A 16,922-nucleotide genomic window follows, 5' to 3' on the forward strand; every position below is an offset into this window, starting at 1 on the left:
TCAGTTGATCCCGTTGGCGCGCTGCAATTCGCGCACGTAAGCCACGATATTGGCAACGTCAGAGCGCGTGAGACCTTCCTGCGGCGGCATGTTCCCGAATGACCAGTGATGGGCGCGCACGCCCGCCTGAACGGCGGCGAGGAAGGCCATGTCGCCATGATGCGACGGCTCGTAGATCTTGTGAACGAGGGGCGGGCCGAACCCCATCTTGCCGGTGGCATTCGCGCCGTGACAGGTCGCACAGGTCGCGTCGAAGGCGCGCTTGCCCATCTGTGCCTGTGCCGAAAGCGCACCCGGCAGGGAGATCGAGACGAGTGGATCGCCCTGGGCAGGCGTTGCGGCCTCGGCGGTGTCCAGGGTGTCAGGACGCATCGCGAGCCATCCGCCCGCAGCGAGCGCCGCGACGACGGCGGCGGAAAGAATATAGCGTTTCATTATCGTATCCAGTTTGATCATGCGCCCGGCTCGCGGGTGCGACAGACGGGCCCCGACGCCACTTGGGCGGGGCCTGCGACGGTGCGATCAATCAGATACGGGGTGGTGGCAGATCGAGCTGCGGCTCGTGCGCCAATGGCGCGGGCGTATTCGCGGGCCGAAGCGATAGCGAGAGGTCGGCACGGCTCAGGGAGAATTCCGGCGCGTGATCGAGCGTGGCCGAGACCATCATCTGCGCATGGGGACAGGACTGGTCCTGCATCGGGCCTGCATCGTGATGGCTGTCGGGGCAGGCCGCGCAATCGCTCATCACATCCGCATCCATCGCGCGGGCATGGGCCATCGCGGCAGCGGGCGCGCTCAGCTGCGAAAGTCCGATCAGCAGGACCAGCCCGGTCATGAAGATATGCAGCGCCTTGCGCATGGCTCTCCCGTTTTTCGCTCTCTTCTATCTGGTGGGTGCGCGCGCGGCTGTCAATTCCCGCGCAGCCCCATCAGGTCGTCGAGGATCGCGCAATCGGGATCATCATCGCCATGACATTGCGCGATCAGCCCTTCGAGCTGGGTCTCGAGCGCGGTCAGCGACGCGATCTTCTCGCGCACGGCTTCGAGGTTTTGCTGCGCCAGCGCCCGCACGTCGCGGCTCGCCCGCCCCTCATCGGCGCTGAGGGCAAGCAGGCGGCGGCATTCCTCGAGCGAGAAGCCGAGGTGCCGCGCCTGCGCCAGAAGCCGCAATTGCTCCACGCAGGTATCGGAGAAATCGCGATAGCCGTTCGCGCGCCGATCCGGCGTGACGAGGCCGATCTCCTCGTAATAGCGAATGGTCTTGACCGGCAGCCCGGTCTGCGTCGCGGCGGTTCCGATATTCATCTGCGCTTGCCTCCTGTGCGCAAGATAAACCCTCCAGCCACGGGAGGCAAAAGTCACGCTTGCGTGAGCGTCGCGGGAACAGCCCGGCGTGGAGTCAGGTTAAAGAAAATATCGGCCCAACGCTTGACCCTCCAGCGGCTGGAGGCCCTATCTGATCGGGCGACGTTACCGAAAGGATGACCGGATGACATCGCACCACGCCCATGGCACGGCCCGTAACGCGGCCCATGACGCCCCCGACACGATCACGCGCGACCCGGTCTGCGGGATGACCGTGGACCCGAATGCCGACAAGCCCAGCCATGACCATGACGGGCATCGTTACCACTTCTGCTCACAGGGTTGTCACGACAAGTTCGTGGCCAAGCCTGACGCCTACATCAAGGCGACCGATCCGGTTTGCGGCATGTCGGTCGAGCGCGCCACGGCGAAGCATATGGGCAAGCTCGACGACGAGCGGTTCTATTTCTGCTCCGCCGGGTGCCAGCACAAGTTCGAAGCGCGGCCCGAGGATTATCTGGGCGTCCGTCCTGTGGCGAAGCCGATGCCCGAGGGCACGCAATATACCTGCCCGATGCACCCCGAGATCATCGAAGACAAGCCCGGTGATTGCCCCAAATGCGGCATGGCGCTGGAGCCGATGAGCCCCACGGCCGATGCGGGCCCGAACCCCGAGCTGGTCGATTTCCGGCGCAGGCTGAAGATCATGGGGCCGCTCGCGGCGGCGGTCTTCGTGCTCGAGATGGGCGCGCATATCGGGCTGCCCTTCGCCGAGTGGGTCGGGCCGAAAGCCTTCCTCTGGCTGCAATTCGCGCTGGCGACGCCGGTGCTGTGGTTCGCGCGGCCCTTCTTCGTGCGGGGGTGGAAATCGGTGGTCAACGTCTCACCCAACATGTGGACGCTGATCGCGCTCGGCACGCTTGCGGCTTACCTGTTCTCGCTCGCGGGTCTGCTGGTGCCGGGCGTCTTCCCGGCCGAGATGCTGAACGCGCACGGCCTGCCGCCGGTCTATTTCGAGGCTTCGGCCGTGATCCTCGTGCTGGTGCTGGTCGGCCAGATCATGGAGCTGACGGCGCGCGAGAGAACCGGCGATGCGATCCGCGCGCTGATGGATCTCGCGCCGAAGACCGCGCGCCGGGTGGGCGAGACCGGCGACGAGGATGTGCCGCTCGACCTCGTGCAGACCGGCGACAAGCTGCGCGTGCGCCCGGGCGAGACAGTGCCGGTGGATGGCGTGGTGTCTGAGGGCTCTTCGTCCATCGACGAGAGCATGATCACCGGCGAGCCGGTACCGGTCGAGAAATCCCAAGGCGATGCGGTCACCGGTGGCACGCTGAACAAGCAGGGCAGTTTCGTGATGGAGGCACAGGCGGTGGGCGCGGAAACCACACTGTCGCGCATCGTCGAGATGGTCGGCAAGGCACAGCGCTCGCGCGCGCCGATCCAGGGGCTGGCAGACCGGGTGTCGCTTTACTTCGTGCCTGCCGTGGTGATCTGCGCGCTGCTCGCCTTCCTCGCATGGCTGGCCTTCGGGCCGCCGCCGGCGCTGGGCTATGCGACGGTCGCCGCGGTCTCCGTCCTGATCATCGCCTGTCCCTGCGCCTTGGGCCTCGCCACGCCGATGTCGGTGATGGTCGGTACCGGACGGGGCGCGAGCGCGGGCGTGCTGATCCGCGACGCCGAGGCGCTGGAGCGGTTCGCCAAGGTCGACACGCTGATCGTCGACAAGACCGGCACTTTGACCGAGGGCAAGCCCGCGCTGACCGATGTGATCGCGGACGAGGCCTCGGAGGAAGAGGTCAAGTCGCTCGCCGCCGCGCTGGAGCGCGGCTCGGAGCACCCGCTGGCCGAGGCCATCGTGCAAGGCGCGGAGGATGCGCCGAAGCGCGACGTGGATGGCTTCGAGGCGGTGATCGGCAAAGGCGTCACGGGGCGCGTGGACGGCGCGCAGATCGCGCTCGGCAACGCCGCCCTTATGGCGCAGATCGGTGCGGATGTCGCGCGTCAGTCCGAGACGGTCGAGCGCCTGCAATCGGACGGCAAAACGGCGATGTATCTCGCCCGCGACGGGGCGGTGATCGGCGTGATCGCGGTGGCCGACCGGATCAAGGAAACGACGCAAGAGGCGATCCGCGCGCTTCATGCCGAGGGGTTGCGCATCGTCATGGCCACCGGCGACAGCGAGGCAACCGCGCGGGCCGTCGCACGCGAGCTGGGCATCGACGAGGTCCATGCCGGGGTCTCGCCCGAGGACAAGGCCGCACTGGTCGAAACACTGCGCAAGGGCGGCGCCTCGGTCGCGATGGCGGGCGACGGGGTGAACGACGCCCCCGCGCTGGCTGCCGCCGATGTCGGGATCGCCATGGGCACCGGTGCCGATGTGGCGGTGGAAAGCGCGGGGCTAACGCTGGTCAAGGGCGACCTGACCGGGATCGTGCGCGCCCGTCGCCTGGCCGAAGGGGTGATGCGCAACATACGCCAGAACCTGTTCTTCGCCTTCGCCTATAACTCGGCGGGCGTGCCGATTGCGGCGGGCGTGCTTTACCCCGTCTTCGGTGTGCTGCTCTCGCCGGTGATCGCGGCGCTTGCAATGAGCTTTTCCTCGGTCTCGGTGATCGGGAACGCCTTGCGGTTGCGGAGGCTGAAGCTGTGACGCGCGCTCGTCGAGATGCTAGGCTGAACCAAAAGCCTGGAGATCACATGAAACGCCATCTTGCTATCGCCGCGCTGATTGCGGCCCCGGTTCTCGCCCCCGCCATCTCCCATGCGCAGACCATGGACGGTCACGACATGATGTCGGGCGATCATGCGATGATGCATGGCACGGATATGGTGGGCCACGAGGCGATGATGAGCGAAACCCAACCCGGAGGCGCCGGGGATGCCATCACCGAACCGGGTCAATCCGCCTTCGCGGCGATACAGGAGATCGTGGCGCATCTGCTCGCCGATCCCGAGACGGACTGGGGACGCGTCGATATCGAGGCCCTGCGCCAGCATCTGATCGACATGGACAACGTCACCCTGCACGCACGGGTCGCCGAGCGCGACAGTCCCGGCGGCGCGCGCTTCGAGGCAACCTCCGACGATCCAGCGGTCACTGCCTCGATCCGTGCAATGGTGCGCGCCCATGTCGCGACGATGAACGGGGTCGAAGGCTGGACCATGAGCGCCGAGGAAATCCCCGGCGGCAGCGCCCTGACCGTGACCGGGGCGGATGCGCAGAAGATCCGCGCGCTCGGGTTCATCGGTGTGTTGACGGTCGGCGCGCATCATCAGGCGCACCATCTGGCGATTGCGACGGGCGACGCGATGCACGGTCATTGAGGCCTTGAGGAGCGCCGATGAATTGCCGCGTCGGGTCGGCGTGAGGGCAGACCTGATTGTTCAGATGCCGAACTTTCCGGGATCACGCGCGCTTTCACAAACTCGACATTTGGATGGGACACAGCGTTTTAGAGCGCCTCGCGCCTGAGGCGAGCCGAAATGGCTCGCGCAATCCCCGTCTTTTGTAGATTGGCGCCCTTGGTGCGACGTTTGAAAATGGGGAGCGAGCGCGAGAACGGCGGGGCGCGCACACTCCCGCGCCAGGCAGACATATTGCCGCTTCGCCAAGGGGAGGCGTTCGAGAAATCGGTCGGGCCGAATGCCGACCGGGCCGATCATCGGCTGCGCGTCTCTCAATCGCCGAGCTGATCTGCGTATTTGCACCGTGATTGCGATGTGCGTGGGCTGGTCGGCCTTGCGGTCGATTACGAGCCTGAATGGCGTGGGCGAGCGATGAGCGCATTGCGCGCCTCTTGCGAGGTCACACCAGAGCGTGACGCAATTGGTTCGCTCGGTTCCGGGACTGTAGATCGGGGTGCAACCTGCCGATGCGGTCCGGCTGCCTTGCCGCTTCACGAAGGCCTTGCCTTATCGGAGGTGCTCGATAGAACCGCTTGAGGGGTGAAAGCGGGTCACCGATAGCCGCGATGGCGCGACAGCGCGGACCGCATTTTGGTCAAGATCGCGCGCGATAGCCTATCGAAAATTCGGGACAAGCTGAGAGACGCGATGGGACAGGCGAGGGCGCAGGGACGCCACCGCGTAGAGCACCATCGCGGCGCACAAAGTCCCGAGCGATCCCGAAACGCTGTAGATGAGTATCGCAAGCCATATCGGGGCGCCCGCGAGTATTGCTGCCAATGTCACAGAAAAACCGACCACCATACCGATAGTAATATATGCGATGACCATGCGAGCCTCTTCCGAGCGAACAGGGACTCAACCCTGAGTGGTAGCCTTGCGCGCAATTGTGTCGAAAATGAGGCATGGAAGTTTTTTGCGAGATCTTGGTTGAGTAACAGTTGAAATGGATTGCGATGGTCTTTGACCTGCGCGTCTCGTCCTCCATTCGAAGGACTGCGATGAGCGGCGCCGACCGAACGCTGCCCTCGCGCGCGATCGCAACTGTCTGCTTTGGCATGACGCTCGGATTCGCGGCACGGCACGGCCCGGAGCCGGCGGGCCGCACCCGGGGATGAAACGTCTTCGCGGCGAATGCTTGGGAAAGGTTGTCGTGGCGGTTTGAAAGCCGCTCGGTCGCGCAGCGTTCCTGCAACAGCGCAGGGGACGACGTGCAAGTAATTGACAGAAATCAATGAAGCTCGGCGCGGGGCGCGTCAGATCGCCTCTACAAACCGCGCGAACGAAACTTCTGAAGAAAAGCACCGTGGCAAACGCTTGGGCGTGTCGCCGCTAAAGATTGAGTGAAGATCTTTTTTTGAACGTTGAGTTCGTTTTGTCGATCAATTTTGGGGCATAGGGGGACACAATGCCTACGACACTTCTTGCAAACCTGAAACGAACCGTCGCGCCTGCCACATTGGTGCTGTGCATGGGGCAGGCGGCCTGGGCCGGAACATTCGACGATGCTCCTGTCATCAGCGTCACCGGTGACGGCTATATCTTTGCTGATCCAGCGGAAGGGGTTGAGCCCCCCGGTCTCAAGGCGGTCACGGGCGAGGTGAATGCCGATTTTCCGAACACCTCAAATCCCAGTGGCATTACCAACTGCCTGATGGCCAACACGCCGGATTTCATTTGCACCGCCCCTTCGGGCTCGGGCAAGCGGGTCAAGACGCGGCTCACCGGACCGACCCCGTTGGAGATCCTGCTCTCGACGCAGGCAAGCAACGGCATCACGGAATACTACACCTACGGCAAGACCTCGAACCTCACGGGAGCCCGTATCCTGGGATTCGAGGTGGCACTCGGGACGGGGACGGGGGACAGTTTCACGGCGTTTGACCCGAACGATCCGTCGACCGCGGCGCTCTTTGACGCCGATTACAATCCGAAGTTCAACCTCCCCGATGGCCTCTTCGGCGATGGGGGGCAGGAAGGCGCGGGTGTCGGTTTCTTCGACAGCAGCTCGGCCGAGATGACGATCACGAATTCGCTCATCACGCTGGATGCGACCAACCTGTCGAATTCCGTTCTTGGAACCTATTTCGGCAATTCGCTGATCGACGACAGCATGCTGCCCCAGGCTTTCTTCTGGGACGCGACGGGCACGCCGGTCGCCTCGGATGAAGACCTGCTCGTGGCCTGGTACAACGTGAGCACGGATCAATGGCAGTATGGGAACCTGGGCGTCAGCGGCGACCAATATCTGACCGACAAGCTTCAGGCGCTGGCCGACACGCTTGGCGTTTCGGTGGCCGATCTCGGCTATACCTCGGGCGGTGACACGGTGCCTGCCGATATCGTCGCGGCGATGCAGGCCAACGGTCTCTTCGCGGAAGACGTGATCGAGGACCTGCGGAACCTGAACCTGAACTACATGATCGATCTCGGAGATGTGGCGGGCAACAGCGTGACCATGCGCCTCACGCCCATCTTCGCCCCGATCGTTGCGGAAACCCTGACGCCCTATCAGTTCACGACGGCCGGTCGCCTCGATTCCGCGGCCAACATTCCCTATCTCGATATCGGGAATGCGGGCACCTACCAGACCGCGATCGCTGATATCCTGGCGGTCGAGGATCCGGTGGCGCAAAACGAGTTGCTTGAAACCACGGGCTTCAGTTTCCTGCCCGCGTTCAAGGCTGTCGGCTTCGAGTTCGGGCAAAGCATCACGAACGGGATCGGCAAGCCGGTGGCACAATCGCAGAATGGATCGGTCACGATCTCCACGATGGGCGGGCCCACGACCTGGAAGATTGGGGACAATACCTATGCCTTCGTCTCCACCGGCGCGCAGCAAGCCAGCTATGATCGCACGGTCAATGCGATCGGGTATGACGTCAACGCCTACTACCTCATGTTCGGTGCAGAAAAGCATGTCGGCTCTCTCTTCTCGGTCGGCCTCTTCGGTGGCTATGCGAGCGGGACCTCTGACGCGAACCAGGATCGCGGAAGCATCGACGGCTCCGGCGGCTTCATCGGCGGCTTCGCGCGCGCGGCCTTCGGGACGGGGGGGGCCGCACAGTTCGTGCTGGGCTATCAGGACCTCTCCTACGACATGAAGCGCAACGTCATGGGCGAGACCGCCAAGGCGAGCACGAGCGGCCATCAGGTCTTCGCGGCGCTCGATGCGGAATACATGTTCGGGAAGAACCGGTTCCGCTTCGGGCCGACGGGGTCGCTCGAAATGTACCACCTGTCGGTTGACGGTTTCGACGAAACCGGAGCCGGCGCCTGGAATCTGTCTGTCGGGGATCAATCCGGGAATGTGGTTGTCGCCTCCGCCGGGATGCGCGGCGAATACGCGCTTTCCTCCGGCCCGCAGGCACCGACCCTGTCCGGAACGATCAAATACAACAAGGTCAGCGGAGACGACGAACTGGTGCAGGTGGCTTTCGTCGGCCTGCCGTCCAGCGCAAGTCCGGCCGATGGTTTCGACATGAACTGGGTGAGCGCCGATCTCGGGATCGACGTGCCGCTTGGCCAGACCGGAAAGTTCGTTTCCAGTCTTCATGCCGGGATCTCGGGTTCGTTCTCGAGCGACTACGAAAACCACGCGGTGCAGTTCTCGTTCAACGCGAAGTTCTGAGCCAACGCACGAAACCGAATGGCACTACGGCGTTTTTCAGCGCCGTGGTGCATCGCTATAGCTCACCCCGGATCCGCGCCATCCGCCGTGAGGGAAGACCGGACCTCACGATCTCGCGCGAGTGGCCGCCGAAAAGCAAATGGCAAAAGCGAAATCCAGCGGTCACGTCTCTGCCCGCACGAGATGGTTTTCACGGCTAGTCTCGAAAGGATCGCTGTTCCCGCCGGTAGTGTCGTGGCTTCGGCGCCCTTCAGTGACGGTGATTCTTGTCGCAACATGACTGAATTTTGCTTTTGATCCGGGATTTGTGCTCAAAATTTGTGCAAAATTCCGTGATGGACTGTCGTTGAGCGCATGAGCCGGAAGGATGGCAAGTTTTATTCTTGTCGACCGCCACCCCGCGCTGCAATTCTTCCAGCACATCGGAACGACCCGAATGGCAATCACGCCTCGCTTTGACACCGCGCATCTGCGGCCCGTCAGCGAGGCGTTTTGCGTTTTGGGCCCGAAATGTCTGCCGGAGTGAAAATGAAAAAACGGATCGAACTTGGCCTGCTCTATTCTCGCTCGGGGAGTTATTCGTTGATCTCCGAGGCGTGCCGGACAGGGGCGCTGAGTGCGATTGCCGAGATCAACGCCATCGCGGACTTTCCCTTGAGCCTGATCCCCGTCGAGCGCGATCCGCAGGGCAATATCGACGCCTATGGCCCGCTTTGCGAGGAAATCCTGCGCGACAGCAGTGCCCGGCACGTGATCGGCTGTGTGACCTCGTGGAGCCGCAAGGAGGTCATTCCGACGCTCGAGAAGGCGGGTGGGACGCTCTGGTATGCCGTGCCCTATGAGGGGTTCGAGGCTTCCGATCACATCGTCTACACCCATGCCTGCCCGAACCAGCACCTGCTGCCGCTGCTGGGCTGGGCCTTCGCGCGGCTCGGGCGCCGGGGCTTCCTGACCGGGTCGAACTATATCTGGGGCTGGGAGATGAACCGGCTTGCACGCGATGTGATCTCGACGGCGGGAGGGGAGGTTCTGGGCGAACGCTATCTGCCGCTCGGCTCGCTCGAGATCGACCGGATGATCGACGAGATCCGCGCCACGCGCCCCGATTTCGTGCTCAACAACCTGATCGGTCCGTCGCAATACGCCTTCCTCGAAGCCTATCACCGCCTCGGTCAGGAAGACCCGCATTTCCGCCCCGAGACCTGCCCGATCCTGTCGTGCAATCTCACCGAATGCGAAGTGCCGGCGATCCATCCGGCGGCGGCCGAGGGGCTGGTCGCGGCGGGGCCCTATTTCCGGGGGGCTACGGGCTGGCCCGACGCCGTGAACCGGAATTTCGGCTCCTCGCACGAGGCGGCCGCCTGGTCCTCGGTCTATCGTCTGGCCCGATTGCTTTCTGGCCATGAAGGCGCACCCGAGCAAAGCCTCGCGCAGCTTCTGGCCGAGGCGCCCGCAGGCAGCGAGGGCATCGATCTTGCGACCCACCACACCGCTCTGCCCGTGCTGATCGCGCAGGTCGAGAACGGCGCTTTCAAGGTTCGCGAGAGCTTCGCGCCGGTGGCCGGCGATCCTTATCTCGCGCATGGCCGCGAAGCGGTCGCACCCGGGGCGCCGCGTCTGAAGGTGGTGTCATGAAGCGCAAGATCCGCATCCCGAACCTCGGCGGCGCACACGCCTATATCCTGCATCGCCCGCACCCGACCTTGCAGGCGCTTGACCGGCAATTGCGCGCGATCGGCCTGACGGTCGTTCATTGCTGGCCCGAACTGCCTGCCGAGGCGCTCTCGGGCGATTTCATCTTCTTCGATGCCGATCAGGGCTATGACGAGCAATTCCCGTGGAAACCGGGTCAGAGCCCGATGCCGATGATCGCACTGATCGGCTCGGAAGCACCGGGGCGGATCGAATGGTCGCTCGAGGCGGGGGCGCATGCGCAGCTTCTCAAGCCGGTGGGCGATGGCGGGGTCTACTCGGCGCTGCTGATCGCGCGGCTCGCGTTCGAGGCGCGCCAGTCGCTCTCGGCCGAGATCGCGGATCTGCGCCGCAGGCTCGATGAACGCCAGACGGTCGTGCGCGCCGTCACGCTTCTGGCCGCGCGCGGCAAGACCGAAGCCGAGGCCTATGACCAGCTGCGTCAGATGGCGATGGCCTGGCGCGTCAGTTTCGAGGATGCCGCGCGCCGCATCGTCGCCAACCACGAAGAGCAGGGGGGCTCCGATGACCGACGCGACCTTGGCTGAGGGGCCGACCCGCCCGCAAAGCGCGTTGCGCCGTCTGCTGCGGCGCAAGCTCGCGATCCTGGGGATGGCGATCATCGCGATCGTGACGCTCGGGGCGATTTTCGCACCCTGGATCGCGCCCTTCGCTCCGCAGGAACAGATGTTCGACGGGCTGACGCTGGAAGGCGCACCGATGCCGCCGGGCGAGAAGTTCTGGCTGGGCACCGACCTGCTCGGGCGCGACCTGTTCTCGCGCATCCTTTATGGCGCGCGGACCTCGCTGATCATCGGGGTCGTGGCGAACGGGCTGGCGCTGATCATCGGCACGCTGATCGGAGTCACGGCGGGTTATTTCCGCGGCTGGATCGGCGCGGTGCTGATGCGCTTCACCGATCTGATGATGGCGTTTCCGGCGCTCTTGCTGGCGATCTGCCTTGCCGCGATCTTCACGCCTTCGCTGTGGATCGTCGCGATGGTGATCGCGCTGGTGAACTGGGTGCAGACGGCGCGGGTGGTCTATACCGAGACCTCGGCGCTGGCCGAGCGGGAATTCGTCGCCGCCGAGAAGACGCTGGGGGCAGGGACCGCGCGCATCCTGTTCCGCCACATCCTGCCGCATCTGGTGCCGATGATCATCGTCTGGGGCACGCTGGGCATCTCGACCACCGTGCTGCTCGAGGCGACGCTGAGCTATCTTGGTGTGGGCGTTCAGCCCCCGACGCCGAGCTGGGGCAACATCATCTTCGAGAACCAGACCTATTTCCAGGCGGCCCCGTGGCTCGTCTTCATTCCGGGCGCCGCGATCCTGGCTCTGGCGCTGTCCTTCAACCTCGTGGGCGACGCGCTGCGCGACGTGCTCGACCCGACGCAAAGAGGGCGTGAGTGATGCTGGCCTATCTGATCCGTCGCCTGATCCAGGCCGCCCTGATCCTGCTGGGCGTGTCCTTCATCACCTTCTTCCTGCTCTTCGTGCTGCCGGCCGACCCGGTGCGCCAGATCGCGGGCCGTTCCGCCACGCCCGAGACGGTGGCCAATATCCGGCATCAGCTTGGCCTCGATCAGCCCTTCGTGGCGCAATACTGGCGCTACCTGACGGGGCTCTTCCAGGGCGACATGGGCCGCAGCTACCTGCAGAAGACGGAAGTGGCCACGCTGATCACCGCGCGTCTGCCCGCGACGCTTTTGCTGATGCTGGGCGCGATCGTGGCCGAGCTGGTCATGGGGCTCACACTGGGCATCGTGGCTGCGATCCGGCGCGGGGGCGCGCTCGATCAGTCGCTGATGATCACCTCTTTCGTCGCGGTCTCGGCGCCGCAATTCGTGGTCGGCCTGCTGCTGCTCTATGTCTTCGCGGTCAAGCTGAGCTGGTTCCCGATCGGCGGCTACGGCAGCTTCTCGAACCTTGTCCTGCCCGCGCTCACGCTCGGGATCATGGGCTCGGGCTGGTATAGCCGGATGATGCGCTCCTCGATGATCGACGTGCTGCGCTCGGACTATATCCGCACCGCGCGCGCCAAGGGGCTGCGCCGCGCCCGCGTGCTGGCGCTGCACGCGATGCCCAACGCCATCCTGCCGATCATCGCGATGATCGGGATCGATATCGGCATCTTCATGTCGGGCATCGTCGTGGTGGAAAGCGTCTTCGGCTGGCCGGGCATCGGGCAACTGGCGTGGCAGGCGATCCAGCGCGTCGACATCCCGATCATCATGGGCGTCACGCTGGTCTCGGCCTGCGCGATCGTTCTGGGCAACCTGCTCGCCGATCTGATCACCCCCTTCATCGACCCGCGCATCAAGCTGCGCTGATCGCAACCAGATACCCTGGGCCAACCGGGGAGCAAACGAAAAGAAAAATTCAACAGACGGAGAGAAAACTCAAAATGAGCCTGATGAAAAACATCCTTGCCACCAGCGCGCTGTCGCTCTCGCTTGGCCTTGCGAGCCTCGCCTCGGCGCAGGACTACCAGCCCGACCCGAACGCCAAGTCCGGTGGCAATATCATCGTCACCTACAAGGACGATGTGGCCACCCTCGACCCGGCAATCGGCTATGACTGGCAGAACTGGTCGATGATCAAATCGGTCTTCGACGGGCTGATGGATTACGTCCCCGGCACCACCGAACTGCGCCCCGGCCTCGCCGAGAGCTACGAGATTTCCGAGGATGGCACGACCTTCACCTTCAAGCTGCGCGAGGGCGTGAAGTTCCACAACGGCCGCGAGATGACCGCCGAGGACGTGAAATACTCGCTCGACCGCGTGACCACCCCGGCCACCCAGTCGCCCGGCGCGGGCTTCTTCGGCTCGATCAAGGGCTATGACGCGATGGCGGATGGCTCGGCCACCAGCCTCGAAGGCGTTACCGTGGTCGATCCCTATACCGTCAAGATCGAGCTCTCGCGCCCCGACGCGACCTTCCTGCACGTGATGGCGCTGAACTTCGCCTCGGTCGTGCCGAAGGAAGCGGTGGACGAATACGGCGCCGATTTCGGCAAGCATCCCGTGGGCACCGGCGCGTTCAAGCTTGCCGACTGGACCATCGGGCAGAAGCTCGTCTTTGAAAAGAACGCCGATTACTGGCGTCCGGGCGTGCCGTACCTCGACAGCATCACCTTCGAGGTCGGCCAGGAACCGATCGTGGCGCTCCTGCGTCTGCAGAAGGGTGAGGTGGACGTGCCCGGCGACGGCATTCCGCCCGCGAAGTTCAACGAGGTGATGGGCAATCCCGACGAGGCCAAGCAGGTCGTCGTGGGTGGCCAGCTGCATACCGGCTACATCACGCTCAACGTCGAGATGGCGCCCTTCGACAAGGTCGAGGTGCGTCAGGCGATCAACATGGCGATCAACAAGGATCGCATCGTGCAGATGATCAACGGCCGCGCGACCCCCGCGACCCAGCCGCTGCCGCCCTCGATGCCGGGCTACACCAAGGATTACGCGGGCTACCCCTTCGACCCCGCGAAGGCCAAGGAGATGCTTGCCGAGGCCGGTCTGCCTGACGGGTTCGAGACCGAGCTTTACGTGATGAACACCGATCCCAACCCGCGCATCGCGCAGGCGATCCAGCAGGATCTGGCGGCGATCGGCGTGAAGGCCGATATCAAGGCGCTGGCGCAGGCCAACGTGATCGAGGCGGGCGGCACGCCGAAGACCGCGCCGATGATCTGGTCGGGCGGCATGGCCTGGATCGCGGATTTCCCCGATCCGTCGAACTTCTACGGCCCGATCCTGGGCTGCGCCGGTGCGGTCGAGGGCGGCTGGAACTGGTCGTGGTATTGCAACAAGGATCTCGACGCGATGGCCACCGAGGCGGACTCGATCACCGATCCGGCCAAGCAGGACGAGCGCCTGCAGAAATGGTCGGACGTCTACATGAAGGTCATGGAAGACGCGCCCTGGGTCCCGGTGTTCAACGAGAACCGCTACACGATGAAGTCGACCCGCATGGGCGGCGCCGATGCGCTCTATGTCGATCCGGTTTCGATCCCGGTGAACTACGATTACGTCTACGTGACGGAGTAAACGCGCATGTGCAAAGCCTGTGATTACACGATCCACGGCGCACAGCACCATTTCGGCTGGGACAACTCGCTTGTCCCGGCCGAGACGGTCGCTCCCGGATCGACCATCGAGTTCCATTGCCACGACAGCTCGGCCGGACAGCTCGGGCCGTCCTCGACGGTGGAAGATGTGAAGACGCTCGATTTCGGCAAGATCAATCCGGTTTCCGGGCCGATCTATGTCGAAGGCGCGCAGCCCGGCGATGTTCTGAAAGTCACCATCGACAGCTTTACCCCGCGCGAGCAGGAGGGCTCGGCCTGGGGCTGGACCGCGAATATCCCCGGCTTCGGTCTGCTGGCGGATCAGTTTGAAGATCCGGCGCTGAACATCTGGAAATACGATGCCACCTCGCCCGACAAGGCGCTCTGGGGCTCCGAGGGCAAGGTCGCGCTCAAGCCCTTCTGCGGCACGATCGGCGTAGCCCCTGCCGAGGCGGGTCTGCATTCCATCGTCCCGCCGCGCCGCGTCGGCGGCAATCTCGATATCCGCGATCTGGCGGCGGGCACCACGCTCTACCTTCCGGTCGAGGTCGAGGGCGCGTTGTTCTCCGTAGGCGACACCCATGCCGCGCAGGGCGATGGCGAGGTTTGCGGCACCGCGATCGAGAGCCCGATGAACTGCGTGCTCAGCTTCGATCTGATCAAGAACGAGACGCTGAAATTCCCTCGCTTCACCACGCCGGGGCCGGTCACGCGCCATCTCGATACGGCGGGCTACGAGGTCACCACGGGCATCGGCCCGGATCTGATGTCGGGCGCGCGCGATGCGGTTTCCGGCATGATCGACCTGCTGTGCAAGACGCGCGGCATGTCGGCGGTCGATGCCTATATGCTGGTCTCGACCTGCGGCGATCTGCGGATCTCCGAGATCGTGGACATGCCGAACTGGGTCGTCAGCTTCTATTTCCCGAGAAACGTGTTCGAATGATCGAAGTGAAAGAAATAAACGCCGGGGCCGATATGGCCCCGGAGGCGTCCCAGCCGGTGCTGTCGGTCGACGGGCTCACGATCTCGGTGCGCTCGGAAGGGCGCGAACGACCGCTGGTGCGCGACCTCAGCTTCACGCTCGCGCGCGGGGAAACCATCGCGATCGCGGGCGAGAGCGGGTCGGGCAAGTCGCTGACCTCTCTGGCGATCATGGGGCTGTTGCCGCCGCCCGCGCTGCGCGTCAGCGCCGGGGCGATCCGGTTCCACGACGAAGATCTCACGCGCCTGCCCGAGAGCCGGATGCGCGCCATTCGCGGCAATCGCATCGCAATGATCTTTCAGGAGCCCATGACCTCGCTCAACCCGGTTCTGACCATCGGCCTGCAACTGGCCGAGGCGATCCGCGCCCATGAGCCGGTCTCAAAACGCGAGGCCCGCGCCCGCGCGCTCGAGGCGCTGCGCCGCGTGCGGATCTCCGAACCCGAACGACGGATGGGCCAGTATCCTCACGAGCTTTCGGGCGGGATGCGTCAGCGCGTGATGATCGCGATGGCGCTCGCGCTGCGCCCCGACGTGCTGATCGCGGATGAGCCCACGACCGCGCTTGACGTGACGGTGCAGCGCGAGGTGCTCGACCTGCTGCGCGATCTGCAAGCGGAGATGGGCACCGCGATCATCCTGATCACCCATGACATGGGCGTCGTGGCCGAGATGGCCGAGCGGGTGATCGTGATGAAACAGGGGCAGGCCGTCGAGACGGGCAAGGTTGCGCAAATTTTCACTGCCCCGCGCGAGGCTTACACGCAGGATTTGCTGGCAGCGGTACCGCGCATGGGCGACGGCAGCGGCGCGCCCGTGGCCGATCCACAGGCAAAACCGGTCGCGAAGCTGCGTGACGTGCAGGTGCGGTTCGACATTCGTGGCGGGATCCTCTCGCAGGTGACGCACCGGGTCCACGCGGTCGAGGGCGTCAGTTTCGACATCATGGAGGGCGAGACCTTCTCGCTCGTCGGCGAAAGCGGCTGCGGGAAGTCCACGATCGCGAAGGCGCTCACGGGGCTCGTGCCCCATCAGGGCCGGATCGAGGTCGCGGGCCATACGATGGGCGGCTTGAGCGGCGCGAAGATGAAAGAGATGCGGCGCGACGTGCAGATCGTGTTCCAGGACCCGATGGCCGCGCTCGACCCGCGGATGCGGGTGGGTGATCTCGTGGCCGAGCCTTTGGTCATTCACGGCATCGGCACGCCCGAGGAGCAGCGCGAGAAGGTCGCGGGCCTCTTCGAGCGGGTGGGGCTCACCCGCGATCAGCTCGACCGCTATCCGCACGAGTTCTCGGGCGGTCAGCGTCAGCGGATCTGCATCGCGCGTGCGCTGGCGCTGCAACCCAAGCTGATCGTCGCGGATGAAAGTGTCTCGGCGCTTGACGTTTCGGTTCAGGCGCGGGTGCTGGAACTGCTCGACGCCCTGAAACGCGAGTTTGGCATCGCTTACCTGTTCATCAGCCATGACATGGCCGTGGTCGAGAATATCTCGGACCGGATCGCGGTGATGTATATGGGCCAGATCGTCGAGATGGGGACGCGGGCGCAGATTTTCGGCGCGCCGCAGCATCCCTATACCAAGCGCCTGATGGCAGCCGTACCGATCCCCGATCCCGACAGGGTTCGCGCCCCTACACCGCGCCTGTCCGGCGAGGTGCCAAGCCCGGTCTACAAGTTCGGAGAGCAACCGCAACGTCTGGCCTTGCGCAACATCGGGAACGGCCATCTCGTGGCGGATCCCAATGTCGAGGCGACGGCTCCTGGCAGCATCGCCCATTGAAGCGGCGGTCTGATCGCGGCGAACGGAAGGGGCGTTCCGGCCCCACGCTGCG

13 protein-coding genes are annotated in these 16,922 nt (G+C 64.5%); 10 read left to right on the forward strand and 3 right to left on the reverse strand.

All coding sequences use genetic code 11. The features are described from left to right. The 3 genes from BMG00_RS15630 to BMG00_RS15640 form a co-directional block, all read right to left on the reverse strand. A complete protein-coding gene (locus BMG00_RS15630; protein WP_078575274.1) occupies positions 1-435 on the reverse strand; it encodes a c-type cytochrome in 435 nt (144 codons plus the stop codon). 91 nt (positions 436-526) lie between these two features. Continuing rightward, entirely contained in the window at positions 527-859 is a 333-nt protein-coding gene (locus BMG00_RS15635) for a hypothetical protein (RefSeq protein WP_078574985.1), read from the reverse strand. A gap of 50 nt (positions 860-909) precedes the next feature. Beyond that, positions 910-1,305 (reverse strand): MerR family DNA-binding protein, encoded by a 396-nt coding sequence (locus tag BMG00_RS15640; protein WP_078530723.1) that lies wholly within the window; start codon positions 1,303-1,305, stop codon positions 910-912. Positions 1,306-1,489: 184 nt separating this feature from the next. Between BMG00_RS15640 and BMG00_RS15645 the strand changes: the two genes are divergently transcribed. The 10 genes from BMG00_RS15645 to BMG00_RS15695 all read left to right on the forward strand — a co-directional run bounded on the left by BMG00_RS15645 (position 1,490) and on the right by BMG00_RS15695 (position 16,870). Next, positions 1,490-3,958: a heavy metal translocating P-type ATPase gene (locus BMG00_RS15645; protein ID WP_078574986.1), complete on the forward strand. Its 2,469-nt coding sequence runs from the start codon at positions 1,490-1,492 to the stop codon at positions 3,956-3,958. A 47-nt stretch (positions 3,959-4,005) separates the two neighbouring features. Continuing rightward, on the forward strand, positions 4,006-4,632 hold the full coding sequence (locus BMG00_RS15650) for a hypothetical protein (RefSeq protein WP_078574987.1): 627 nt from the start codon (positions 4,006-4,008) through the stop codon (positions 4,630-4,632). 1,489 nt (positions 4,633-6,121) lie between these two features. Then, a complete protein-coding gene (locus tag BMG00_RS15660; protein ID WP_078574988.1) occupies positions 6,122-8,344 on the forward strand; it encodes a choice-of-anchor F family protein in 2,223 nt (740 codons plus the stop codon). 528 nt (positions 8,345-8,872) lie between these two features. Then, on the forward strand, positions 8,873-9,979 hold the full coding sequence (locus BMG00_RS15665) for a transporter substrate-binding protein (protein WP_078574989.1): 1,107 nt from the start codon (positions 8,873-8,875) through the stop codon (positions 9,977-9,979). Further along, a complete protein-coding gene (locus BMG00_RS15670; RefSeq protein ID WP_078530728.1) occupies positions 9,976-10,584 on the forward strand; it encodes an ANTAR domain-containing response regulator in 609 nt (202 codons plus the stop codon). Before BMG00_RS15665 ends, BMG00_RS15670 begins: the two co-directional genes overlap by 4 nt. Further along, positions 10,562-11,449 carry an ABC transporter permease gene (locus BMG00_RS15675; protein WP_078530729.1) on the forward strand — a complete coding sequence of 296 codons (888 nt, stop codon included), beginning with the start codon at positions 10,562-10,564 and terminating at the stop codon, positions 11,447-11,449. The genes BMG00_RS15670 and BMG00_RS15675 overlap by 23 nt, the downstream gene beginning before the upstream one ends. Next, positions 11,449-12,369: an ABC transporter permease gene (locus tag BMG00_RS15680; protein WP_078574990.1), complete on the forward strand. Its 921-nt coding sequence runs from the start codon at positions 11,449-11,451 to the stop codon at positions 12,367-12,369. The genes BMG00_RS15675 and BMG00_RS15680 overlap by 1 nt, the downstream gene beginning before the upstream one ends. An 83-nt stretch (positions 12,370-12,452) precedes the next feature. Further along, a complete protein-coding gene (locus tag BMG00_RS15685) occupies positions 12,453-14,084 on the forward strand; it encodes an ABC transporter substrate-binding protein (protein ID WP_078575275.1) in 1,632 nt (543 codons plus the stop codon). 6 nt (positions 14,085-14,090) lie between these two features. Then, on the forward strand, positions 14,091-15,050 hold the full coding sequence (locus tag BMG00_RS15690) for an acetamidase/formamidase family protein (RefSeq protein ID WP_078574991.1): 960 nt from the start codon (positions 14,091-14,093) through the stop codon (positions 15,048-15,050). Continuing rightward, positions 15,047-16,870 (forward strand): dipeptide ABC transporter ATP-binding protein, encoded by a 1,824-nt coding sequence (locus tag BMG00_RS15695; RefSeq protein WP_078574992.1) that lies wholly within the window; start codon positions 15,047-15,049, stop codon positions 16,868-16,870. Before BMG00_RS15690 ends, BMG00_RS15695 begins: the two co-directional genes overlap by 4 nt. Positions 16,871-16,922: the final 52 nt, after the last annotated feature.

Source organism: Thioclava marina (assembly GCF_002020135.1).
GTDB classification, from domain to species: Bacteria; Pseudomonadota; Alphaproteobacteria; order Rhodobacterales; family Rhodobacteraceae; genus Thioclava; species Thioclava marina.